Source organism: Streptomyces sp. PL-29, assembly GCF_058344425.1.
Map to the genome: position 1 here is coordinate 2,540,253 of NZ_CP136996.1, position 21,986 is coordinate 2,562,238.

Sequence of the window (21,986 nt, forward strand, 5' to 3'; positions counted from 1 at the left end):
CCAGGGTCATCCGCGCTTGCGGCGCGCCGAGACCACGAGCAGGCCGACCACGCCGACCGCGAGCAGCGCGACGGGCACGACGCGCTCGATGCGCGGGCTGCCGTCCTCGTGACGCAGACCGTCGCGCAGGTCCGTCACGAGGCGGTTCACCGCGGCGACGGCACGGCCCGCGGTCTGGTCGACGGTCGAGGCCGCCCGGGCCCGCGCGTCCCCGATGATCGTCTTCGGGTGTACGCGCACGCCGATCTCGTCGAGCGTCTCGGCGAGCTGCTCGCGGCGGCGGACGATATCCGCCTCGATCTGTGCGGGGGTCCTGGCTTCCGACACCGCGCTGCCTCCGTCGTCGTGGTCGTCATCGTGTGGGGGCGTGGTCCGCCGTGAACAGTCTGTCAGCTTAGTCTCGTGACGTACCGTTCCCCTTCCGAGGAGACTGTGAGATGAGCGAGCGACTCCAGCCGGGCGACACCGCCCCCGCCTTCACCCTGCCCGACGCGGACGGCAACGAGGTCTCGCTCGCCGACCACAAGGGCCGCAAGGTCATCGTCTACTTCTACCCGGCGGCCCTGACACCGGGCTGCACGAAGCAGGCGTGCGACTTCACGGACAACCTGGACGTCCTGGCCTCGGCCGGCTACGACGTCATCGGCGTCTCCCCGGACAAGCCGGAGAAGCTGGCGAAGTTCCGCGAGAAGGAGCACCTGAAGGTCACCCTGGTCGGCGACCCGGAGAAGGAGACGCTGGCGGCATACGGGGCGTTCGGCGAGAAAAAGCTGTACGGCAAGACGGTCACGGGCGTCATCCGCTCCACGGTGGTCGTGGACGAGGAGGGCAAGGTCGAGCACGCCTTCTACAACGTGAAGGCGACGGGCCACGTAGCCAAGATCATCAAGGACCTGGGCATCTGAGCCCCGTCCTCCCGGAGCGGGCCGCAGGGGAACGGCACACCACCGCGTGACGAGGTCGGCCACGTCGGCGGCGGAAGGCCGGACAACCGCCCGTCGGGGCTTCGGCAGTTGTGCCCGTCGCGCCACAGCCGGACTCCGCCCCTCGCCGAGCGGCCGCGGAAGGACGTCCCTTCGCAACGGACTGCCGCCGACGACCAGTAAGGTGGTCGCACGGGTCCGTACCCCAGCTGGCCAGAGGGCGCCGGTTTAGGTCCGGTGTGTCGTGGGTTCGAGTCCCACCGGGCCCACAGCGAAAGGGCGGTGCCCCTCTCACGAGGGGCACCGCCCTTCGACGTGTCCGCCCGTCAGGGCAGCAGGGCCCGGATGAACGGGACCAGGGCGCGGAAGGCCTGGCCCCGGTGGGAGATGGCGTTCTTCTCGGCCGGGGTCAGTTCCGCGCAGGTGCGGGTCTCGCCGAGGGGCTGGAGGATCGGGTCGTAACCGAAGCCGCCCGTGCCCGAGGGGGTGTGGCGCAGGGTGCCCAGGAGGCGGCCCTCCACCACGCGTTCGGTCCCGTCCGGCAGGGCGAGGGCCGCCGCGCAGAAGAAGTGGGCGCCGCGGTTCTCGTCGGCGATGTCTCCGAGCTGGGCCAGGAGCAGGTCGAGGTTGGCCCGGTCGTCGCCGTGCCGGCCGGCCCAGCGCGCGGAGAAGATCCCGGGGGCGCCGTGCAGGACGTCCACGCACAGGCCCGAGTCGTCGGCGACCGCCGGCAGCCCGGTGGCCCGGGCCAGGGCGTGGGCCTTGAGGAGGGCGTTCTCGGCGAAGGTGACGCCGGTCTCCTTGACGTCGGGGATCTCCGGGTACGCGTCCGCGCCGACCAGCCCGTGGGGCAGGCCGGCGTCGGCGAGGATGCCGCGCAGTTCGGAGACTTTGCCCGCGTTGCGGGTCGCGAGGATCAGGCTGCTGGGCGTCGAGGTCATGCCCTCATTATCCCGGGGTGCAGACCTTGGAGATCTCGCTCGCGGCGTCGGCGACCGGGGTGATGTCCGGGGTGGGGTTGCCGCTCTCGATAGCCGTGCGGACGTTCTTGACGGCCGAGTTCATCGAGTCGATGGCCTTGCCCAGGTCGGCGTTGTCCGTCTGGTCGCCGATCTTCTTGAGGTTCGTCTCGATCTGGTCGAGTGCGTTCATGGCGTTCTGGGGGCTGTCGCCCGCCTGGGAGACGGCCTGCTGGAGGTCGTTCGCGCCGTCCGTGATGGCGACCGCCGTGTTCGCGCAGTCCATCGCCGTGGAGATGGCGTCGCAGGCGGAAAGGGCCGGGATGGTCAGGACGGCGGCCACGGCTACTGCCGCTATGCGGAGCTTCATGCGGTTCTCCCGAGAGGACGTGTACGTGGACGGGCGCACGGCTGTGACACCGTGCGCCCGTGGTCCGTAGGACGCCGGAGGGCGTCCGCCGGTTGCCGACTAGCGTTCCAGCGCGCCGAGCTGGAGGGCTTCGAGGTCCGCGCAGCCGCCGGCGGCGAGGTCGAGGAGGGCGTTCAGTTCCTTGCGGTCGAAGGGTTCGCCCTCGGCGGTGCCCTGGACCTCGACGAAACGGCCGTCGCCGGTGCAGACCACGTTCATGTCGGTCTCGGCGCGCACGTCCTCCTCGTAGCAGAGGTCCAGGAGCGGGACGCCGTCGACGATGCCGACGCTGACGGCGGCGACGGTTCCGGTGAGGGGCTTGCGGCCGGCCTTGATGAGCTTCTTGCTCTGACCCCAGGCGACGGCGTCGGCGAGGGCGACGTAGGCGCCGGTGATGGCGGCGGTGCGGGTGCCGCCGTCGGCCTGGAGGACGTCGCAGTCCAGGACGATGGTGTTCTCGCCGAGGGCCTTGTAGTCGATCACGGCGCGCAGCGAGCGGCCGATGAGGCGGGAGATCTCGTGGGTGCGGCCGCCGATCTTGCCGCGGACGGATTCGCGGTCGCCGCGGGTGTTGGTGGAGCGCGGCAGCATCGAGTACTCGGAGGTGACCCAGCCTTCACCGCTACCCTTGCGCCAGCGCGGGACGCCTTCGGTGAAGGAGGCGGTGCAGAAGACCTTGGTGTCTCCGAAGGAGATGAGGACGGAGCCCTCGGCGTGCTTGCTCCATCCGCGTTCGATGGTGACCGGGCGGAGCTGTTCGGGCGTACGGCCGTCGATGCGAGACATGGGTCCGAGCCTAGTGGGTGGCAGACGGTGCCTCGCGGGTCGGGCCGAACCGGCAGGAGCGGGTACCGGTGCCGCGGTGCCGGACAGCGGCGCCGGGGACGCGGCGCGGCGCCGGGGCCCGCCGGCCCCGGCCCGGGCGGCAGGCCGACCGCCCGCACCCCGCTACGCGAAGACCCCGTCCGGGGGTTCCGGGACGGGGTCCGTCGTGGCTTCGGGCCGAGCGGCCCGGACTCAGGGAGTCCGGATCACATCATGTCTTCGATGTCGGCGGCGATCGGGTCGGCGTCGGTGCCGATGACGACCTGGACCGCGGTGCCCATCCGGACGACGCCGTGCGCGCCGGCGGCCTTGAGGGCGGCCTCGTCGACCAGGTCGGGGTTGACGACCTCGGTGCGCAGGCGGGTGATGCAGCCCTCGACCTCTTCGATGTTCTCGATGCCGCCGAGCCCGGCGACGATCTTCTCAGCCTTGGTGGCCATGTGTTTCTCCCTGAGTGATGCGAAGAACGAGTCTCAGCGGCCGGAACATGGATGCCCACCCGCACGGCCCGCGTTGTCACGGTAACGCACGGTTGGCCCATCTACGCGAGCGCGTGTCCGGTCCCTGCCGAATGATGACGATCAGCAGCAACCTACCCACAACTGGTCTACACCAGTGTGCACGCTACTGCTGCCGCAGCCAAAAACCCGGCCCGGTCAGGGAGACGCCGATGAGTGCGAGCAGCGCCGCCGCAGTACCAGGACCATCCCGGCGCAACACCCTGTATCAGGGACTGCAGAAGATGGGCCGGAGCCTGCAGTTGCCGATCGCGGTGCTGCCCGCGGCCGGCATCCTGAACCGGCTGGGACTGATCGACGCCGAGGGCACCGGCGTCTGGTCGCAGATCGCCAAGGTGATGGCCGCGGCGGGCGGCGCCCTGCTGAACGCCGACCTGGGGCTACCCCTCCTCTTCTGCGTCGGCGTCGCGATCGGGATGGCGAAGAAGGCCGACGGCTCGACGGCGCTGGCGGCGGTGGCCGGCTTCCTCGTCTACCGCAGCGTCCTGCGCGCCTTCCCCGTGCCCTGCCCCGAGGGGACGAAGGACGTCGGGGGCGGCTGCCTGGGACAGGACGACACCTTCGCGCAGTACACGTTCCAGAATCCCGGGGTCTTCGGCGGCATCGTCATGGGCCTGCTGGCCGCCTGGTTCTGGCAGCGCTACCACCGGGTCAGGCTCGTCGACTGGCTCGGCTTCTTCAACGGCCGCCGGCTCGTCCCGATCATCATGGCCTTCGTGGCGATCGCGTTCGCCGCGCTCTGCCTGTGGGTCTGGCCGCCGATCGGCGAGGCGCTGGAAAGCTTCTCCGACTGGCTGGTGGGGCTGGACTACTGGGGTGCGGGCATCTTCGGCGTCGCCAACCGCGCACTGCTGGTGATCGGCCTGCACCAGTTCCTGAACGTGCCGGTGTGGTTCCAGTTCGGCAGCTACACCAAGCCGAACGGCGAGGTGGTCCACGGCGACATCAACATGTTCCTCAGCGGCGACCCGGACGCGGGCCTGTTCCTGACCGGCTTCTTCCCGATCATGATGTTCGCCCTACCGGCGGCGGCGCTGGCGATCACGCACTGCGCGAAGCCGCAGCGGCGCAAGGAGGTCGGCGGTCTGATGCTGTCGGTGGCCCTGACCTCGTTCGTCACCGGAATCACCGAACCGCTGGAGTACTCCTTCCTCTTCGTCGCGCCCGCGCTGTACGCGGTCCACGCAGTACTGACGGGCGTGTCAATGGCGGTGACCTGGGCGTTCGGCGTCCACGACGGCTTCAGCTTCTCGGCGGGCCTGATCGACTACGTCATCAACTGGGGGCTGGCGACGAAGCCCTGGCTGATCATCCCGATCGGGCTCGGTTTCGCGGTCGTCTACTACGTCGTCTTCCGCTTCGCGATCACGAGATTCGACATCCCGACGCCCGGCCGGGAGTCGGACGAGGAGATCGAGGCGATGCGGGCGGAGAACACCAAGGCCTAACCGGCTTGGCGGACAAGGCCGTTCGGCGCGGCCACCGAAGGCCCTCGGATCACGGATCCGAGGGCCTTCACCCGCTCCGCGAGTCCGGGCGTCGAGGAGGCCCCGAACACCCCGGCTCCGTGTGGCGTAGACCACAGGAAAACGAAGGTTCCTTATCTATCCCCCACCGTGCTACAACTGGTCTACACCACGATTGGTGTAGACCACGCGGACCTGTTCGAGCCCGCGTACCCCCATTTCTGAGACGTCGCCGCCCCCCGTCTTTCCCTGTCGGCGTCGCCTTGCCCACTGGAGGAAGTTGTGTCCACGGCTACCGCCCCCGCGGCGGAGAAGAAGAAGGGCGCTGGCGTGATGGCCGTCATGCAGCGCATCGGCCGGAGCCTCATGCTCCCCGTCGCCGTGATGCCCGCCGCCGCGCTGCTGGTCCGCTTCGGCCAGGACGACATGCTGGCACGTGCCTCGTTCCCCGACTTCGTCCAGAAGCTCGCCGGATACATGGCCGCCGGCGGCGACGCCATCCTCGGCAACATGGCCCTGCTCTTCTGTGTCGGCATCGCGATCGGCTTCGCCAAGAAGTCGGACGGCTCCACCGCGCTCGCGGCCGTCGCCGGCTACCTGGTCTTCCAGAAGGTGCTCGCCACCTTCACCGACAGCAACCTCCCCAAGGTCGCCAAGGTCGTGGAGGGCAAGATCGTCCACGTTGACGCCCCGGTCAACGCCGGCGTCCTCGGCGGCGTGGTGATGGGCATCGTCGTGGCCCTGCTGTACCAGAAGTTCTACCGGACCAAGCTGCCGGACTGGGCGGGCTTCTTCGGCGGCCGCCGCCTCGTCCCGATCCTGTCCTCGTTCGCCGGCCTGGCGATCGGCATCGTCTTCGGCCTGATCTGGCCGGTCCTCGGCACCGGCATCCACGGCTTCAGCGAGTGGCTGGTCGGCTCCGGCGCCGTCGGCGCGGGCATCTTCGGTGTTGCCAACCGTGCGCTCATCCCGATCGGCATGCACCACCTGCTCAACTCCTTCCCGTGGTTCCAGGCGGGCACGTACAACGACGGCGGTACCGACTACCACGGCGACATCGCCCGCTTCCTGCACGGCGACCCGACCGCGGGCCAGTTCATGACCGGCTTCTTCCCGATCATGATGTTCGCCCTCCCGGCCGCCTGCCTCGCGATCACCCACGCGGCCCGCCCCGAGCGCCGCAAGGTCGTCGGCGGCATGATGTTCTCCCTCGCGCTCACCGCCTTCGTCACCGGTGTGACCGAGCCGATCGAGTTCACCTTCATGTTCATCGCGCCGGTGCTCTACGCGATCCACGCGGTCCTGACCGGCGTCTCCATGGCTCTGACCTGGGGCCTCGGCATGAAGGACGGCTTCGGCTTCTCGGCCGGCGCGGTCGACTACCTGCTGAACCTCGGCAAGGCCACCAACCCGCTGGGGCTCGCGATCGTGGGCCTGTGCTTCGCAGTCCTGTACTACGTGATCTTCCGCTTCGCGATCACCAAGTTCAACATCCCCACGCCGGGCCGCGAGTCCGACGAGGAGCTCGCCGAGCTGGTCAAGGCCGAGGCCAAGTAGGCAGGCCGGACGCCCCGTACCCGCCGAAGCCCCCGCTCTCCCCTCTCCGGGAGGGCGGGGGCTTCGGCGTGCGGGCGAGGGAGCGAGGGAACGAGCGGGCGTCGCCGGGGACCCGGTGGCGCTCAGACCTCGTAGACCGCGCCCGCGTACGCCAGGTCCACCGGGCCGTCGTAGACCGCGCGGGCGTCGGCCAGGTTCTGCGCGGGATCCGTCCACGGCGGGATGTGGGTGAGGACCAGCCGCCCCACGTTGCCGCCGTGCGCGTACGCGCCGGCCTCGCGACCGTTGAGGTGGAGGTCCGGGATGTCCTCCTTGCCGTGCGTGAAGGAGGCCTCGCAGAGGAAGAGGTCGACGCCCTCGGCGAGCCGGCCCAACTCGGGGCAGGCACCGGTGTCCCCGGAGTACGCCAGCGAGCGTCCGCCGTGCTCGATGCGGATGGCGTACGACTCGACGGGGTGCGCGACCCGCTCCGTGCGCACCTGGAAGGGGCCGATCTCGAAGGCTCCGGACTTCAGGGTGCGGAAGTCGAAGACCTCGCTCATCGAGCGCTCGTCGGGGACGTCGTCGTAGGCCGTGGTCAGGCGCTTCTCGGTGCCCTCGGGCCCGAAGACGGGGATGGTGCCGCAGCGGCCGCCCTCGTGGCGGTAGAAGCGGGCGACGAAGTACGCGCACATGTCGATGCAGTGATCGGCGTGCAGATGGCTCAGGAAGATCGCGTCGAGGTCGTAGAGACCGCAGTGGCGCTGGAGATCGCCGAGGGCACCGTTGCCCATGTCGAGCAGCAGCCGGAAGCCGTCGGCCTCGACGAGGTAGCTCGAACAGGCCGATTCCGCGGACGGGAACGACCCCGAACAGCCGACGACGGTGAGCTTCATGGAGCGTGAACCTCCGTGGACGGTCCGTGGACGGAATGCGGGCCGTGCGTGGGTCGAGCGTAAGGCGCGAAACGTCCGGTCGCTCCTCCGCGGCAGGCCGTTGTGGGGGGAATCACCTGCGCTGTCACCCGGGGGAGCGACGGCGGGCACGAAGGTTGCCGTGCCGCGGTCGGCCCGCGCGGCTACGGTCGGAACATGGACACGTCCTGGTGGCCCGCGGTGGCCGCCGTCGTGGCCCTGGCATTGGTGATGCTGATCGCCGGGGGGCGGCTGGGGGTCCCGCGCCGGACCCCGCCCGCGCACGGTCCCGGTCGGCCGCCACACCCGCGGGCGGGTGAACTGTGGACCCTGGCGGACGGCCGGACCTGCCTCGTCCTGGGCGTGGGACCGACACGGGAGCACCGGGCGCGGGTCGCGTGGATCACCGCGAAGTACGACGACCGGCGGGCCGGGGTCATCCCACTGCCCCCGGGGACGGTGGGGGCGCAGGGCCGCGCGGCCTTCCTGGAGGCGGACCGGCCGGAGGAGGTGTCGTTGTGGGAGTTCCGGGCCCGGCTGGGGATGCTGGACCCGGCGGTGTGGGACGAGGTCAAGGGACTGGGAGGCGGTCGGTGATGCCGGAGATCCGCTTGCGGCGGGTGTACGACCCCCCGGAGCCGGGAGCGGACGGGCTGCGGGTGCTCGTGGACCGGCTCTGGCCGAGAGGCCTGGCGAAGGCGGCGGCGGGCGTGGACGAGTGGCCGAAGGCGGTCACCCCGTCGACGCAACTGCGCAAGTGGTTCCACGACGGGGGCTCGGCCGACGAGTTCCGCCGGCGGTACGAGGCGGAGCTGGCGGAGCCGGAGGCGGTGGCGGAGCTGGCCCGCCTGCGGGGCCTGGCCGGGACCGGGCCGGTGACGCTGTTGACCGCGGTCAGGGATCCGGGCTCCAGTCACGCCGCCGTCCTCGCGGAACACCTTTCGGCCTGACGGCCCGGCCGCCGCGCAGGGCTGTTGCCGGGCCCCGCCGGCGGGGCCCGGCCCGGGGGCCGCCGCCGGTCACGCCCCAAGTCCTCGGGGCCGAGAGCCCAGAACCCGGAACCCGGAACCCGGAACCCGGAACCCGGAGCATGATCCGCCGAGCAGGCCCTAGGCCCAGAGCTGGCCCTGGAGGACCTCGATGGCCCCCTCCGTCGTCGCCGCGGTGTAGACGCCGGTCGAGAGGTACTTCCAGCCGCCGTCGGCCACGACGAAGACGATGTCGGCCGTCTCGCCGGCGGCCGCCGCCTTGCGGCCGACGCCGATCGCCGCGTGCAGGGCGGCGCCCGTGGAGACGCCGGCGAAGATGCCCTCCTGCTGGAGCAGCTCCCGCGTGCGGGTGACCGCGTCCGAGGAGCCGACCGAGTAGCGGGTGGTGAGGACGGAGGCGTCGTACAGCTCGGGGACGAAGCCCTCGTCGAGGTTGCGCAGCCCGTAGACGAGGTCGTCGTAGCGCGGCTCGGCCGCGACGATCTTCACTCCGGGAACGTTCTCGCGCAGGTAGCGGCCGACACCCATCAGGGTGCCGGTGGTGCCCAGGCCGGCCACGAAGTGGGTGATCGACGGGAGGTCGGCGAGGATCTCCGGGCCGGTGGTGGCGTAGTGCGCGCCGGCGTTGTCCGGGTTGCCGTACTGGTAGAGCATCACCCAGTCCGGGTGCTCCGCGGCCAGTTCCTTGGCCACCCGGACGGCGGTGTTGGAACCGCCGGCGGCCGGCGACGAGATGATCTCGGCTCCCCACATGGCCAGCAGGTCGCGCCGCTCCTGGCTGGTGTTCTCCGGCATGACGCACACGATGCGGTAGCCCTTGAGCTTGGCCGCCATCGCCAGCGAGATGCCGGTGTTGCCCGAGGTGGGCTCCAGGATGGTGCAGCCCGGCCGGAGCCGGCCGTCCTTCTCGGCCTGCTCGACCATGTGGAGCGCCGGGCGGTCCTTGATCGAGCCGGTCGGATTGCGGTCCTCCAGCTTGGCCCAGATCCGGACGTCTTCCGACGGGGACAGCCGGGGCAGCCGGACCAGCGGCGTGTTGCCGACCGCTGCCAGCGGGGAGTCGTAGCGCATTACTTCGATCCGCCGGCCACGGCCGGGAGGATGGTGACGTTGTCGCCGTCCTTGAGCGCGGTGGAGATGCCGTCGAGGAACCGGACGTCCTCGTCGTTGAGGTAGACGTTCACGAAGCGTCGCAGCTGGCCGCCGGCGGCCTGGTCGACGAGCCGCTCTCGGATGCCGTTGTGTCGGGTCTCCAGGTCCGCGAAGAGGTCGGCGAGCGTGGCGCCCTCGCCGTTCACGGCCTTCTGGCCGTCGGTGTAGGTGCGGAGGATGGTGGGGATGCGGACCTCGATGGCCATGGCTGGGCTCCAGTCGTCAGGGCGTGGGCGTGGCAGGTGTGCGGGGGAAAGCGGGCGCGCGTTCGTGCGGGCCCCCGCATGCGGGGGCTCCGGTGCTCAGGCGGCAGGACAGATGGCGCTGGCGAGGCGGCACAGGTCGACGTGCAGCCGCGCCACGAGCAGCAGCCTGCCGGGCGTCTCGATGCTCACGTCGTGGGAAACCATGCGGTCATGTTAACGATTCCCGGTCCCCGGTTTGGAGTGTGATCCCGCATCGTGGACGACGTCCGCTCACATGATGGTCAGCAGGTCTCGACGACCTGCACTTCTTCCTCGGTGATCACGCCGTCGACGATCCGGTACGAGCGGAACTGGAACTCTCCGAGCCCGTCCTTGTCCGCGGTGGAGACCAGCACGTAGTGCGCGCCGGGCTCGTTCGCGTAGGTGACGTCCGTGCGCGAGGGGTAGGCCTCGGTCGCGGTGTGCGAGTGGTAGACGATCACCGGCTCCTCGTCGCGGTCGTCCATCTCGCGGTAGAGCGTGAGGAGGTCCTTGGAGTCGAACTCGTAGAACGTGGGCGAGCGGGCCGCGTTGAGCATCGGGATGAACCGCTCGGGGCGGCCGGTGCCCGCCGGGCCGGCCACCACGCCGCACGCCTCGTCGGGGTGGTCCTGGCGGGCGTGCTCGACGATCCGGTCGTACAGGGCCTGGGTGAGGGTCAGCATGAGCGACAGGATAAACAGACGGGCCCTGCCGTACCGAGGGGTGGTACGACAGGGCCCGCATGGTGGACAGGATGTCCACGGGAGCAGGGCTCCCGGCCGTGACAGGCGGCCGGGAGCCGCTGTCACGACGCCTTGGTGAAGGCGGCTCCGCGGGGATCGCGGTTCTTCATGACCAGGTAGGAGACGCCCAGGACGGCGCCCCACAGGGGGGCGCAGTAGAGCGAGACGCGCGCGTCCTTGTCGGCGCCCATCATCACGATGACCATCGCGATGAAGGCGAGCGCGAACCAGCTGGTGTACGGCGCTCCCGGGGCCCGGAACCTCGACCCGGGCAGCTCGCCGCGGTCGGCCTTGGCCCGGTAGCGGATCTGGCAGACCAGGATCATGATCCAGGCCCACATGCCGGAGATGGTGGCGAAGGAGACCACGTAGTCGAAGGCCTTGCCGGGGGCGACGTAGTTGATCCAGACGCCCACGAGCATCAGCGCGGCGGAGAAGGTGGTGCCGACGAGCGGGGTGCCGCTCCGGGTGAGCTTGGTGAAGACCTTCGGGCCCTGGCCGTTGAGCGCGAGGTCGCGCAGCATGCGGCCGGTGGAGTACATGCCCGAGTTGCAGGAGGACAGGGCGGCGGTGAGGACGACGAAGTTGACGATCGCGGCGCCGATGCCCAGCCCCATGCGCTCGAAGGCGGCGACGAAGGGCGAGACGCCCGGCTGGAAGTGGGTCCACGGGACGACCGAGAGGATCATGATGAGCGCGCCGACGTAGAAGACGGCGATGCGCCACGGCACGGTGTTGATGGCCTTGGGCAGGGTCTTCTCGGGGTCCTTGGACTCACCGGCGGTGACGCCGACCAGCTCGACCGCGAGGAAGGCGAACATCACGATCTGCAGGGTCATCAGCGTGCCGCCGATGCCCTTGGGGAAGAAACCGCCGTCGTTCCACAGGTTGGCGACGGAGGCGGTCTCGGCGGCGTCGGAGAAACCGATGGTGAGGATGCCGGCGCAGATCAGGATCATGCCGACGATGGCGGTGACCTTGACCATGGAGAACCAGAACTCCAGCTCGCCGAAGAGCTTCACGGAGATCAGGTTGGCGCCGTACAGGACGATCGTGAAGATCAGCGCGTAGGCCCACTGCGGGACGCTGTCGTGGGTCCAGTACGACATGTACTGCGCGGCGGCGGTGACCTCGGTGATGCCGGTGACCACCCAGAACAGCCAGTACGTCCAGCCCGTCACATAGCCCCAGAACGGGCCGAGGAACTCGCGGGCGTAGTCCGAGAACGAGCCCGAGACCGGGCGGTACATGAGCAGCTCGCCCAGGGCCCGCATGATGACGAAGATGACCAGGCCCGCGATCGCGTACGCCAGGATCAGGCTGGGGCCGGCCTTGGAGATCGCCTTGCCGGCGCCCAGGAAGAGGCCGGTGCCGATGGCTCCGCCGATCGCGATCATCTGGATCTGGCGGGCGCCGAGCGTCCGGTGGTACCCCTCGCCACCGTCGTCCCGGGTGCCCTCGCCGGGCGTGTTGCCGTGCTGCTCGACCTGCACTGAGGTCATGTCTGGTGCGCCTTTCTCCACTGCCGACCCGCGCCTTCGCTGGCTGCGGATCGGGTCCTCGATCCCCCCGGATACGGATGGAGTTGCACGCCGGCGGTCTGCCGGTCCAAGCAGGCCGGGAGACATGGGTGGCGTCTCTCCGGCGGTCGTGAAGATCTATCACGTACCCACGGCCGCCCGAGGGGGAGAAAAGTGGCGCACCACATCAAATTTTCCGGACAAACATCAACGATCATGACAGATCACCGCATGGCGGTGATCTGATCGTTATCCGGATTTGAGCGTCCGCTGAGCGAACAATGCCGTGCTTTTGAAGATCCTCAGAGGGTTTCGATCAAGGATTCCTGGAGTCCGCCGAGCCACAGGTACGCCATCACCATCGGCTTGCGCGGGTCCTCGTCCGGCAGCCGGAAGAGCGCGGCGCTCTCGTCGTCCTCGGTGATGTCGAGCCGGGCGGCGAGGGTCAGGCGCAGGTCGTTCAGCCCGCCGAGCCAGCGCAACGGCAGCTCGCCGGTGAGCTCCAGCACGGCCGCCCCGTCACCGGCCGGGGTGAGCCCGTCCAGGCTGCGGACGAGGGCCAGCGCATCATCGCGCTTGCGGGCGCGCAGGTCATGCTCGGTGTACCGGCGGAACTCCGCGGCGCGGGCCTTCAGCTCCGCCGGGTCCACACCCTCGTCGCCGGTGCCGTCCGGGGAGCCGTAGGCGTCGGGGAAGAGCCGGGCCAGCGCCGGATCGGACGGCGGCTCGCTGGGGCCCTCGGCGAACAGCGCGGCGAGGGGGTCGGCGTCCTCGGCCGGCTCGGGGTCGCCGGGGCCGATCAGCTCCAGCATCTGGACGGCCAGGGAGCGCAGGATGGAGATCTCGATCTCGTCCAGCGCGATGGCGGCGCCGCCGCCCTTCAGGGACTCGAACATCCCGGTGTTCCGGCCCATCAGTTGCGGTCCTGGGAGAGGGTCGCCCACAGGCCGTAGCCGTGCATGGCCTGCACGTCGCGCTCCATTTCCTCGCGGGTGCCGCTGGACACGACCGCCCGCCCCTTGTGATGGACGTCCAGCATCAGCTTGTGCGCCACGTCCTTGGAGTAGCCGAAGTAGGCCTGGAACACGTACGCCACGTAGCTCATGAGGTTGACCGGGTCGTTGTGCACCAGGGTCACCCAGGGAACGTCAGGTTCCGGGACCGCGAAGGTCTCTTCGGCCGATTCGGTGCGTTCGATCTCAATGGGAGCAACACTCACTCGTCCCATGCTGCCATCGCGACGGGGCGGTTGCACAAACGGGACCCACATCTCGTCACTTTGACGAAATGTGCGCTAGCATCGCCGCCATGAACCCTGCGGACCTGGGCCTGCCGGTGGACGTGCCGTCGACAGCGCTCTTCACGGACCATTACGAGCTCACGATGCTGCAGGCCGCCCTGGCCAACGGCACGGCCGACCGCCGCTCGGTCTTCGAGGTGTTCACCCGGCGGCTCCCCGAGGGGCGCCGCTACGGTGTGGTCGCGGGGACCGGGCGGGTGCTGGACGCGGTGGAGAACTTCCGCTTCGACGGCGCGGTGCTGGAGTTCCTGCGCGAGCGGGCCGTCGTCGACATGCGGACGCTGGACTGGCTGGCCTCGTACCGCTTCTCCGGCGACATCTGGGGCTATCCGGAGGGCGAGGTCTACTTCCCCGGCTCGCCGGTCCTGCGGGTGGAGGGCAGCTTCGCCGAGTGCGTACTGCTGGAGACGGTGATCCTCTCGATCCTCAACCACGACTCGGCCATCGCGGCGGCCGCCTCCCGGATGTCCTCCGCGGCCGGCGACCGCCCGCTGATCGAGATGGGGGCCCGGCGCACGCACGAGCTGGCGGCCGTCGCCTCGGCGCGGGCCGCGTACGTGGGCGGCTTCGCCTCCACCTCCGACCTGGCGGCAGGCTTCCGGTACGGCATCCCGACCGTCGGCACCAGCGCGCACGCCTTCACCCTGGTCCACGACAGCGAGCGGGACGCCTTCACCGCGCAGGTGGCCTCGCTGGGGCGCGGCACCACCCTCCTGGTGGACACCTACGACGTGGCCGAGGCGGTGCGCACCGCCGTCGAGGTGGCGGGCACCGACCTGGGCGCCGTACGGATCGACTCGGGGGACCTGCTGCTGGTGGCCCACCGGGTGCGCCAGCAGCTGGACGAGCTGGGGGCGACCGCGACGAAGATCGTGGTCACCTCGGACCTGGACGAGTACGCCATCGCCTCGCTGGCGGCGGCCCCGGTGGACGCGTACGGCGTGGGCACGCAGCTGGTGACGGGCAGCGGGCACCCGACGTGCTCGATGGTCTACAAGCTGGTGGCGCGCGCCACCTCGGCGGACCCGAAGGCGGCGCTGGCCCCGGTGGCGAAGAAGTCCACCGGGGGCAAGACCTCGATCGGCGGCCGCAAGTGGGCGGCCCGCCGCCGGGACGCCGACGGGGTCGCGGCGGCGGAGGTGATCGGCGTGGGACCGGTTCCCTCGGCCCTGGCCGACCAGCAGCTGCTGACGCACCTGGTCAAGGCCGGCGAGGTGGTCGCCCGCGAGCCGCTGGAGACGGCCCGCGACCGCCACCGCGCGGCGCGCGCGGGTCTGCCGCTGTCGGCGACCCAGCTGTCGCGGGGCGAGGCGGTGATCCCGACCGAGTACGTTTAGGGCTGTGGCCGCAAGGTGTGCCGGCTCGTACCGTCCGGTGCGGTGCATGGCACGGCGGAGGGCCGCAGCTCGCACTCGGCGAACTCGCGCGATCCGACACCGCTGCGAGGCGCCGTGCCGGAGGCCGTGGGGCGGTGAACCCGTCCGGCCACAGCACAGGGCGTGTCGGACGGACCCGCCGAAGGGGCTCCGGCGTTTGAGGCGCGGGGATCCGGGGGCAGAGCCCCCACGCGGCGCAGCCGCCGTGCGGCACCGCGGGAAGGGGCGGGGACGAGCCCCCGTACGGCCCGCCGCCGCACCACGACAACGAACCGAAGGACACGTCATGCACCGCGCACTGATCGTCGTCGACGTACAGAACGACTTCTGCGAGGGCGGCAGCCTCGCGGTCACCGGCGGAGCCGACGTCGCCGCCGCCATCACCGAGCTGATCGGGCAGGCCACCGCCGGATACCGGCACGTGGTCGCCACCCGCGACCACCACATCGACCCGGGTGCACACTTCGCGCACCCGCCGACCGAGCCGGACTACGAGTCCTCCTGGCCGGTCCACTGCGTGGCCGGGACCGAGGGGGTCGGGTTCCACCCGAACTTCGCGCCCGCCGTGGCCTCGGGCGCGGTCGCCGCGGTCTTCGACAAGGGCGCCCACGAGGCCGCGTACAGCGGCTTCGAGGGCACCGACGAGAACGGCGAGGGCCTGGCCGCCTGGCTGCGGGAGCGCAACGTCGCCGAGGTCGACGTCGTCGGCATCGCCACCGACCACTGTGTGAAGGCCACCGCACTCGACGCCGCCCGCGCCGGCTTCACCACGCGCGTCCTGCTGGACCTGACAGCGGCCGTGGCCCCGCACACCACCGAGCGGGCCCTGGAGGAGCTCCGCGCCGCCGGTGTGACCCTCGTGGGCGCGACGGGGCCCCGGTCCTAGACGTCCCGGAGGTCCTGGACGCCCCGGAAGGCCCTAAGCCCGGCCCGGGGCCCTGCCGCGTCCTCAGGTGCCCAGCAGGGCCCTGATCGGATGCCAGAGCTCCTGGGCGCGATCGGGTGCGCCCCGCCAGAGCAGGCCGTCCGGGTGGTGCAGGACGGCCGTGACCTCGTCGGGTGTGGGCGGCTGTGCGTTGCCCCGCAGGTACACCGCCCGCATCCCGAGGTTCCGCAGCCTGGTCAGGGCGCGGGCCCGGTTCGCGGCGTGCACCAGCACGCGGACATTTCCGCCCTCACCGGATGGCCTCGGCAGCGTGAGCGCAACGACCACGCTGCCGCCTGGCAATCTGACGAAACCTCCACCGGGCATGTCGGTCATCTCCCCCGTCAATAAGAACCTCGTACCGGGGCATCTAAACGCGATCGGCCGCCGCCCGCTAGAGGGCGACGGCCGATCATGCTTTGACCTGCGATTTTACCGAAATACTACTTCGAGGGGCCGACCTGGACGGTCATGACCTCACCGTCGTAGGTCTCCTTCAGGATCTTGATCTTGGTGTTGGTGTCAGTGACCTTCACCGATCCGGTCGGGTTCTCGTCGTAGTAGTACTTGCCCTTGTGGTCGTCGAAGACCAGGTTCGCGCGCTTCGGCTTCAGGAACAGCTCCTCGCCGTTCTTGTGCAGCGTGAAGGCGTCCGTCGAGTACGCGCTGAAGGTGGCGTCGTACGGCTGGATCTTGTTGCGGAGCAGGGTGCCGTCCGCCCACTTCATCGGCTTGGCGTTGGCGTCGATCGGGAGGATCAGACCCTGGCCCGGGTGCTGGCTGGTGTTGTTGTCCTTCTGGGAGGTGTCCCACTGCCAGATCAGCAGGCCGTCCTGGTACGGGTAGTGCTCGACCCAGTCCGGACGGGTGTTGCCGAAGCCGAAGTTGTACGGGCCCACCTTGAGGGTGGAGTCGTACGACACGTAGCGGCGGTTCTCGGCCAGGTAGTACTGCGCGTAGTCCTTGGTGAAGCCCGCGCCGATGCGAGAGAAGCCCTTGCCGGTCCAGCCGTTGTCGCCGTTCTCGGCGCCGTCGGTGAACAGCACGGAGCCGTCCGCGGTGATGGAGAGGGCGTCGGCCGTGAAGCCCTTGCCGCCCGCGCCGCCGTCCGTCTGGTAGCGGAAGCGGAGGTCGAACTTCTTGCCCGCGTAGGCGTCGAGCGGGAAGTTCAGGTTCTTCCAGGCACCCGAGACACCGGTGAGCGACGGGCTGCCGGCGGCGTCGACCGGGATGGCCGTGCCGTCGGCGGTGCCGGCGAGGGCGGTCCAGTTGGCGCCGCCGTCCGTGGACACCTCGGTGTAGAGGTAGTCGTAGTCGGCCTCGATGTCCCACCAGCCCTTGAGGGACAGGGCGGCGGACGTCTTGCCCGTCAGGTCGACGGAGCGGGTGAGGGTGTTCTTGAGGTCGTCACCCATGTTGCTCCACCACTGGGTGGAACCCTCGGCGGGAGCGACGACGTCCGTCTGCACCTTCTTCTTCGGCAGCTCGACGACCAGGGCCTGCTTGTCCTTGGTGTTGAACGCCGACACGCCCAGCTTGTGGGTGGACTGCGTCGCGGCCTTGGCCGTGTCGTAGTTCAGCCAGCCCAGCTGGAGCTTGTCCCAGGCGGTCATGTCGCCCGGCATGTCGCCGATCGACTCCTTGCCGGTGCCGAGCCAGGAGCCGGCCGACATCAGGGACCAGAAGCCGACGCTGTTCTCGCCGCCACCGGAGGTGTCGTAGAGGTCGGGCAGACCCAGGTCGTGGCCGTACTCGTGGGCGAAGACGCCGAGGCCGCCGTTCTCGGGCTGCATCGTGTAGTCGCCGACCCAGATGCCGGAGTCGCCGATCTGGGTGCCGCCGGCCTTGTTGTTGTCCGGGCCGGTCTTGCCCGCAGAGGTGCCGTAGGCGTACCAGCGGTGCGCCCACAGGGCGTCGGGGCCCTGCACGCCGCCGCCGGCCGACTCGTCCTCGCCCGCGTGGACGATCTGGAAGTGGTCGATGTAGCCGTCGGGCTCGTTGAAGTTGCCGTCGCCGTCGAAGTCGTAGCGGTCCCACTGGTCGTACTCGGCCAGCTTCGCCTTGATCTGAGCGTCGGTCTTGCCGGCCTTCTTCTGCGCGTCCACCCACGCGGTGACGCCGTCCTTGACGGTGTCCCAGACGTTGGCGCAGTTGCTCTGGCCGCAGTAGTTGGAGCCGTAACGGGCCTCGTTGTACGGGACCTTGACCCAGTCGGCGACCTCGCCGTCGACCGAGTAGCGACCCGAGGAGGTCTTCTCGTAGTACGTCTTCAGGGAGTGCTTGCCCTCGCCGGTGGCGAAGTACAGGTCCTGGAAGTGCTGACGGCTGAAGTCCTCGCGCCAGGCCGTGCTGTTGTCCTTCGCGCGGTCGGGCTGCGCGATGGTGTTGTGCAGCGGACCGGGGGTGCCGCCGTACTTCGGGACGGCCGGCTTGGGACCGGGGCCGTCCGGGTCGTACATGGTGGTGTTGTCGACCTGGTCGCCGAACTCGACGAGGATCGTGAAGATCTTGTCGGTCTTCTCGCGGCCGAGCTCGACGTACTTCTTGTCGTCGAGCTTGACGACCTTGGAGGCGCCGCGCTGCTCGACGCCCTTCTTGCCCTGGAGGACCTGGTCCAGAGCGGCCTTGCGCTGCTCGGCCTGCTGCTCGCTGAACGGACCCTTGAGGTCGTGCTCGACGACCTTGGCAGGGCTGGTCGGGTCCTGCCGGTCGGCCACCGGGGCGGCCGACGGCCTGCCCTCGGCCTGGGCCGCGGTGATGGTGAAGAAGGTCGCACTGGTCGCACACGCGGCCATGGTCACGGTGACGGCGGCAGCGCGAATCGCACGCCGTCTGGCGGAATTGCTGGTCACTTGATGTGTTCCCCTCCCGCGGCCGCAACGTCTGAGTTCGGAACTTCTCCATAGGAGCGGGGGGTTCCGCGCGGCGCGCGTCTCAAGTGACGACATTTGACCGGAGAGACGCGAGAAAAGACAGACCTTGACTTGAACCTTACAACTGCACTATGCGGTCAGGGAGTTCCGCTATCCGGACGTTCCGCAGCCATACGGGGCGAAGGGCCCTTCCCGACGCTCCGACAGGTCCGTAGCGTCCCCTTTCTCCCCCTGCGGGGCGCGAAAAAATGATCCCGTGCGCCCCCTGTGCTCCGGCACCGTGTGTTAGGTCACGCTTACCGGGGGCTCGCCCCGGGCATCCCGTCATGGAGTCACTTGACGCGCGACGTTGGTTGAGCCGACTCCCCCTCCCCCTCACCGAGGACGGATATCGCCATGCCGCGTCCGACTGCCGCACAGCTCGCATACGGGTCCGCCACGGTCATCGTGTCGACGATCGCCATGCTGCTGCTCTCGCAGACGAGCACCGGGCTCGGCGTCGCGGTCATCTCCGCCGCCGCGCTCGCCCTGGGTCTGCTCGTCGCCCTCACCGTGCCCGTTCCGAAGCGCCGCGGCCGCCACGCGGCGCGTACGGGGGCCGGCGCGCCGACCGCGCCCACCGCGGAGGCGACGCCCGGCGCCCGGGCGCCCGAGTCGCGGACGGCCTCGGCCGAACATCCCGTTCACCACTGAGGCTCCGCACGCGACGCGGGCACGGCGCGGGACGGGCGGCCTCCACCGGGGGGAGGCCGCCCGCCCCGCGGCCGCGCGTACGGGTGCGTTCGCGTGCGCGACGTCCGTCAGGTCGCCTGGACCACCACGGTCTTGGCGGCCTTGTCGTGCAGGCCCTGTTTGTACGGCTTGTCGGCGAGGATCGAGACGATCAGCGCGATCGGCCACAGGCAGAAGCAGCAGATCAGTGTCGGCAGCCAGAGCACGGCGGCCCGGGTCAGGGACGTGCCGGAGTCCGGCACGCTGCCGTCGTTGAGCATGGCGACGCGCAGGCCCATCGCCCTCTTGCCGACCGTCCGGCCGTCCTTCTTGGTGAAGAACCAGTCGTAGCCGAGGTACGCGACGATCGAGATCAGGGTCATGACCAGACCGCTGCCGCTGTAGGACCTGGTGAAGACCTCGCTGACGTCCTCGCCCCGGTCGGTCTCGACCGTGTAGCGGTTCGTGCCGAAGGCCAACTGGATGAGGAACAGCGGGACGGCGACGATCAGCACGTCGATGACGCGGGCAGCGAGCCGCTTGCCGAAGTCGGCGAGCGGGGGCATGCCGGCCAGCGGGTCGGGCATGCCGTAGCCCCCGCCACCACCGTACGGGTCGCCGCCTCCGTACGGGGGCGGCGGGGGCGGGTATCCCCCGCCGCCGGCCCCCGGGCCGCCCGGGGGCGGCGGTCCGCCGCTTCCGGGCGGCGGCGGTCCGTAGGGCGAACCGCCCGACGGAGGCGTCGGTTCCTGGGGCTTCTTGCGGAACGGGTCTTCCTCGGGCGGCTGCCCCGGCGGCGGCTGGTCGGTACTCATGGCCCGAGTCGAACCCGGGTCCGCCGCCCCCGCAACGGGACCGCGTCCATTCGGGGCGGCACGGGCCGGGCCCCGGCCCTCCGGACCGGCCCTACCGGGCCACGTACGTCCCGGCCGCCTTGTCGTGCCAAGCCTGTCGGCGGGGGCGGTTGACGAGGCACCACAGGCTGCCGGGCAGGCCCAGGAAGGCGTACACGAGCCAGCGGCCCAGGGCCGCGCCGAAGGACGGCGGGCGCAGCGTGGCGGTGGACAGGACCCGGACGCCCAGCAGCTTCTTGCCCGGGGTGCGGCCCCAGCGGGCGGTGGGCAACGCCTCGTACAGGACGCCGAAGAGCAGGACGGCCCCGAAGACCAGGCCCAGGCTGCCGGCGATGGTCGGGTCGAGCAGCCAGACGGTGGTGGTGCGGCCGCTCGCCCGGGCGGCGTCCACCTTGGCCTGGACGTGGGCGGCGGCGCCGGGCAGAAGGGGCCGGGCCGCGGCGGCGGCCACCGCGCCGAGCACGAGGGAGTCCAGGATCCGGGCGAGGACTCGGCGGGCCAGCCCGGCGGGGCGCACGGCCCGTTCGGCCATCCGCTCGAACACGGCCCGGGGCGTGGCGGGGCGGCCGGTACCGGTGCCCGCACGGTCCTGTGCCGATCCACGCGGCTCCCCACCCCCGGCCTGCGGCTGCGAGGGGGCCGCGTCCGCGGCGGGCTGCACGAGCTTCGGGCGCACGCCCGCGGGCCGGGGCTCCCACACCTCGGGGCGGGCGGGAGCAGGCGCCCGCTCGGCTGCGGGAGCCGGAGCGGGCGCGGGGGTGCGGGCGGGAGCGGCGGCGGGGGCCGCCTCGGGCCAGGAGGAGGTGACCCCGGTGGGACCGGGGCCGCCCGTTCCGGGGGCGTCGGGCCACGCCGGGGCCGCCGGGGCCACGGGAGCCTGCGCGGCCGGGGAACGTGCGGACAGGATGCCCGCGGAGGACTGCGCGGGCCGTCTCGTGGGCGCCGGGGGCTCCGACGGCGGACGGGTCAGGGAGATCCCTGCGGGCCGGGCCGACGCCTGCCCCGGATCGTCCGCCGGTGCCGGTGCCGGCGCCGGCACCGGCACCGGGTTGGGTGCGGGCGCGGACGCGGAATCGGGCTCCTGCGGGCTGCCCCAGGACACTCGGCGGTCACGCGGCCCACCGAAGCCGGCCTGGTGCACGGGGTCCGCCTGCCACACGGGGGCCGGCGCCTGCGTCTGCGCGGCCGGGGTATCCGGGGCCGGCTCCGGCTCCGCCGCGGATTCCGCCAGCGCCTCGGTCGCGGAGGTCTCGTCCAGGAACACCGGCCCCGTCTCGTCGGCGCGGACGGCGGGAGCGGCGACGGGAGCCCGGGCGGGGAACGGACGGACCGGAGCGGGAACGGGGACGGGGACGGGGACGGGCGCCGGGGCGGGCTCGGGCGCCGCCGGGGCGGGGCGGCTCGTGCCCGGGACCCAGGCCGCGCCGTTCCAGTACCTGATGTACCCCGGGATGGACGGATCCGGGTAGAAGCCCTCGCGGGCCGCGTGCTCACCGTCACCAGGGGAGGCCGTCATGTCCCCAACTCCGATCGTGGCTTGAGGCTTGTGCAAGGGGAGGACCATAGCCAAGAACAGAGGCCCGACAGGTCCGGTAACGGGAGAATCCAAGCCATTGAGCGAACGTCCCTCCCCATGGCTGTTTTTGGTCAGCCAACAAGATTCGGCCAATTTCGTGCTCGACGTCGAAAGTCGCGTCATACCCGGGTGCATCGGAGCTCTCAGCGGGTGTGGGGTGCCATCCGGCCCCACGCACCGACCGAAGTGA

At 70.7% G+C, this 21,986-nt stretch carries 25 protein-coding genes and 1 tRNA gene; 9 read left to right on the top strand and 17 right to left on the bottom strand.

The window, feature by feature from the left end:
• Nucleotides 1-6 precede the first annotated feature (6 nt).
• Nucleotides 7-327, bottom strand: coding sequence for a DUF3618 domain-containing protein (locus tag R4Z63_RS11620; protein WP_384446139.1), 321 nt, complete (start codon nucleotides 325-327; stop codon nucleotides 7-9).
• Between the two features lie 110 nt (nucleotides 328-437).
• On the opposite strand from R4Z63_RS11620, the gene bcp reads away from it, so the two are divergent.
• Together bcp and R4Z63_RS11630 are read left to right on the top strand one after the other, a co-directional pair.
• The gene (gene bcp / locus R4Z63_RS11625) at nucleotides 438-905 is read left to right on the top strand and encodes a thioredoxin-dependent thiol peroxidase (protein WP_384446141.1); all 468 of its coding nucleotides are present in this window, start codon (nucleotides 438-440) and stop codon (nucleotides 903-905) included.
• Nucleotides 906-1,117: 212 nt separating this feature from the next.
• A tRNA-Leu gene (locus tag R4Z63_RS11630) sits at nucleotides 1,118-1,192 on the top strand.
• Between the two features lie 57 nt (nucleotides 1,193-1,249).
• Here the strand turns inward: R4Z63_RS11630 and rdgB are convergent.
• The 4 genes from rdgB to R4Z63_RS11650 form a co-directional block, all read right to left on the bottom strand.
• Nucleotides 1,250-1,864 carry an RdgB/HAM1 family non-canonical purine NTP pyrophosphatase gene (rdgB, locus tag R4Z63_RS11635; RefSeq protein ID WP_037923364.1) on the bottom strand — a complete coding sequence of 205 codons (615 nt, stop codon included), beginning with the start codon at nucleotides 1,862-1,864 and terminating at the stop codon, nucleotides 1,250-1,252.
• 7 nt (nucleotides 1,865-1,871) lie between these two features.
• Nucleotides 1,872-2,252 carry a hypothetical protein gene (locus R4Z63_RS11640; RefSeq protein ID WP_037923361.1) on the bottom strand — a complete coding sequence of 127 codons (381 nt, stop codon included), beginning with the start codon at nucleotides 2,250-2,252 and terminating at the stop codon, nucleotides 1,872-1,874.
• A gap of 99 nt (nucleotides 2,253-2,351) precedes the next feature.
• The gene (gene rph, locus R4Z63_RS11645; protein WP_037923359.1) at nucleotides 2,352-3,077 is read right to left on the bottom strand and encodes a ribonuclease PH; all 726 of its coding nucleotides are present in this window, start codon (nucleotides 3,075-3,077) and stop codon (nucleotides 2,352-2,354) included.
• Nucleotides 3,078-3,322: 245 nt separating this feature from the next.
• A complete protein-coding gene (locus R4Z63_RS11650; protein WP_030026567.1) occupies nucleotides 3,323-3,556 on the bottom strand; it encodes a PTS sugar transporter subunit IIB in 234 nt (77 codons plus the stop codon).
• 230 nt (nucleotides 3,557-3,786) lie between these two features.
• Here R4Z63_RS11650 and R4Z63_RS11655 point away from each other — a divergent pair, with 230 nt between their 5' ends.
• Complete coding sequence (locus R4Z63_RS11655; RefSeq protein ID WP_384446144.1) at nucleotides 3,787-5,082, top strand: PTS transporter subunit EIIC; 1,296 nt, start codon at nucleotides 3,787-3,789, stop codon at nucleotides 5,080-5,082.
• Nucleotides 5,083-5,433: 351 nt separating this feature from the next.
• Nucleotides 5,434-6,657, top strand: a complete 1,224-nt coding sequence (locus tag R4Z63_RS11660) for a PTS transporter subunit EIIC (protein WP_172671356.1) — start codon at nucleotides 5,434-5,436, stop codon at nucleotides 6,655-6,657.
• A gap of 122 nt (nucleotides 6,658-6,779) precedes the next feature.
• Here R4Z63_RS11660 and R4Z63_RS11665 read toward each other — a convergent pair whose 3' ends face one another.
• Nucleotides 6,780-7,532: an MBL fold metallo-hydrolase gene (locus R4Z63_RS11665; RefSeq protein ID WP_037923355.1), complete on the bottom strand. Its 753-nt coding sequence runs from the start codon at nucleotides 7,530-7,532 to the stop codon at nucleotides 6,780-6,782.
• 195 nt (nucleotides 7,533-7,727) lie between these two features.
• Between R4Z63_RS11665 and R4Z63_RS11670 the strand changes: the two genes are divergently transcribed.
• Together R4Z63_RS11670 and R4Z63_RS11675 are read left to right on the top strand one after the other, a co-directional pair.
• Nucleotides 7,728-8,147, top strand: a complete 420-nt coding sequence (locus R4Z63_RS11670; protein WP_384446146.1) for a hypothetical protein — start codon at nucleotides 7,728-7,730, stop codon at nucleotides 8,145-8,147.
• Entirely contained in the window at nucleotides 8,147-8,500 is a 354-nt protein-coding gene (locus R4Z63_RS11675; RefSeq protein ID WP_384446148.1) for a DUF488 domain-containing protein, read from the top strand. The genes R4Z63_RS11670 and R4Z63_RS11675 overlap by 1 nt, the downstream gene beginning before the upstream one ends.
• Before the next feature lie 159 nt (nucleotides 8,501-8,659).
• Here the strand turns inward: R4Z63_RS11675 and R4Z63_RS11680 are convergent, their stop codons facing one another.
• The 7 genes from R4Z63_RS11680 to clpS all read right to left on the bottom strand — a co-directional run bounded on the left by R4Z63_RS11680 (nucleotide 8,660) and on the right by clpS (nucleotide 13,409).
• Complete coding sequence (locus tag R4Z63_RS11680) at nucleotides 8,660-9,610, bottom strand: PLP-dependent cysteine synthase family protein (protein WP_384446150.1); 951 nt, start codon at nucleotides 9,608-9,610, stop codon at nucleotides 8,660-8,662.
• On the bottom strand, nucleotides 9,610-9,897 hold the full coding sequence (locus tag R4Z63_RS11685) for a MoaD/ThiS family protein (RefSeq protein ID WP_037923346.1): 288 nt from the start codon (nucleotides 9,895-9,897) through the stop codon (nucleotides 9,610-9,612). Before R4Z63_RS11685 ends, R4Z63_RS11680 begins: the two co-directional genes overlap by 1 nt.
• Nucleotides 9,898-9,993: 96 nt before the next feature.
• Nucleotides 9,994-10,101: a putative leader peptide gene (locus R4Z63_RS11690; RefSeq protein WP_311736929.1), complete on the bottom strand. Its 108-nt coding sequence runs from the start codon at nucleotides 10,099-10,101 to the stop codon at nucleotides 9,994-9,996.
• Nucleotides 10,102-10,178: 77 nt separating this feature from the next.
• Nucleotides 10,179-10,601, bottom strand: a complete 423-nt coding sequence (locus tag R4Z63_RS11695; RefSeq protein ID WP_384446152.1) for a M67 family metallopeptidase — start codon at nucleotides 10,599-10,601, stop codon at nucleotides 10,179-10,181.
• 122 nt (nucleotides 10,602-10,723) lie between these two features.
• A complete protein-coding gene (locus R4Z63_RS11700) occupies nucleotides 10,724-12,163 on the bottom strand; it encodes an amino acid permease (protein ID WP_037923342.1) in 1,440 nt (479 codons plus the stop codon).
• Nucleotides 12,164-12,483: 320 nt separating this feature from the next.
• Nucleotides 12,484-13,095 carry a DUF2017 domain-containing protein gene (locus R4Z63_RS11705; RefSeq protein ID WP_384446155.1) on the bottom strand — a complete coding sequence of 204 codons (612 nt, stop codon included), beginning with the start codon at nucleotides 13,093-13,095 and terminating at the stop codon, nucleotides 12,484-12,486.
• A complete protein-coding gene (clpS, locus tag R4Z63_RS11710) occupies nucleotides 13,095-13,409 on the bottom strand; it encodes an ATP-dependent Clp protease adapter ClpS (protein WP_052030818.1) in 315 nt (104 codons plus the stop codon). The genes R4Z63_RS11705 and clpS overlap by 1 nt, the downstream gene beginning before the upstream one ends.
• An 80-nt stretch (nucleotides 13,410-13,489) precedes the next feature.
• Here clpS and R4Z63_RS11715 point away from each other — a divergent pair, with 80 nt between their 5' ends.
• Both R4Z63_RS11715 and R4Z63_RS11720 read left to right on the top strand, forming a co-directional pair.
• A complete protein-coding gene (locus R4Z63_RS11715) occupies nucleotides 13,490-14,818 on the top strand; it encodes a nicotinate phosphoribosyltransferase (protein WP_037923336.1) in 1,329 nt (442 codons plus the stop codon).
• Nucleotides 14,819-15,143: 325 nt separating this feature from the next.
• Nucleotides 15,144-15,743 (top strand): nicotinamidase, encoded by a 600-nt coding sequence (locus R4Z63_RS11720; protein WP_384446158.1) that lies wholly within the window; start codon nucleotides 15,144-15,146, stop codon nucleotides 15,741-15,743.
• A 63-nt stretch (nucleotides 15,744-15,806) separates the two neighbouring features.
• Here R4Z63_RS11720 and R4Z63_RS11725 read toward each other — a convergent pair whose 3' ends face one another.
• Together R4Z63_RS11725 and R4Z63_RS11730 are read right to left on the bottom strand one after the other, a co-directional pair.
• The gene (locus tag R4Z63_RS11725) at nucleotides 15,807-16,109 is read right to left on the bottom strand and encodes a hypothetical protein (RefSeq protein ID WP_030825287.1); all 303 of its coding nucleotides are present in this window, start codon (nucleotides 16,107-16,109) and stop codon (nucleotides 15,807-15,809) included.
• Nucleotides 16,110-16,225: 116 nt separating this feature from the next.
• Nucleotides 16,226-18,577 carry an immune inhibitor A domain-containing protein gene (locus tag R4Z63_RS11730; RefSeq protein ID WP_037924240.1) on the bottom strand — a complete coding sequence of 784 codons (2,352 nt, stop codon included), beginning with the start codon at nucleotides 18,575-18,577 and terminating at the stop codon, nucleotides 16,226-16,228.
• Nucleotides 18,578-19,051: 474 nt separating this feature from the next.
• Here R4Z63_RS11730 and R4Z63_RS11735 point away from each other — a divergent pair, with 474 nt between their 5' ends.
• Nucleotides 19,052-19,348: a hypothetical protein gene (locus R4Z63_RS11735; protein WP_037923332.1), complete on the top strand. Its 297-nt coding sequence runs from the start codon at nucleotides 19,052-19,054 to the stop codon at nucleotides 19,346-19,348.
• A gap of 107 nt (nucleotides 19,349-19,455) precedes the next feature.
• Here the strand turns inward: R4Z63_RS11735 and R4Z63_RS11740 are convergent, their stop codons facing one another.
• Both R4Z63_RS11740 and R4Z63_RS11745 read right to left on the bottom strand, forming a co-directional pair.
• A complete protein-coding gene (locus R4Z63_RS11740; protein WP_037923330.1) occupies nucleotides 19,456-20,181 on the bottom strand; it encodes an RDD family protein in 726 nt (241 codons plus the stop codon).
• Between the two features lie 91 nt (nucleotides 20,182-20,272).
• The gene (locus R4Z63_RS11745; protein WP_384446160.1) at nucleotides 20,273-21,736 is read right to left on the bottom strand and encodes an RDD family protein; all 1,464 of its coding nucleotides are present in this window, start codon (nucleotides 21,734-21,736) and stop codon (nucleotides 20,273-20,275) included.
• Between the last annotated feature and the right edge of the window lie 250 nt (nucleotides 21,737-21,986).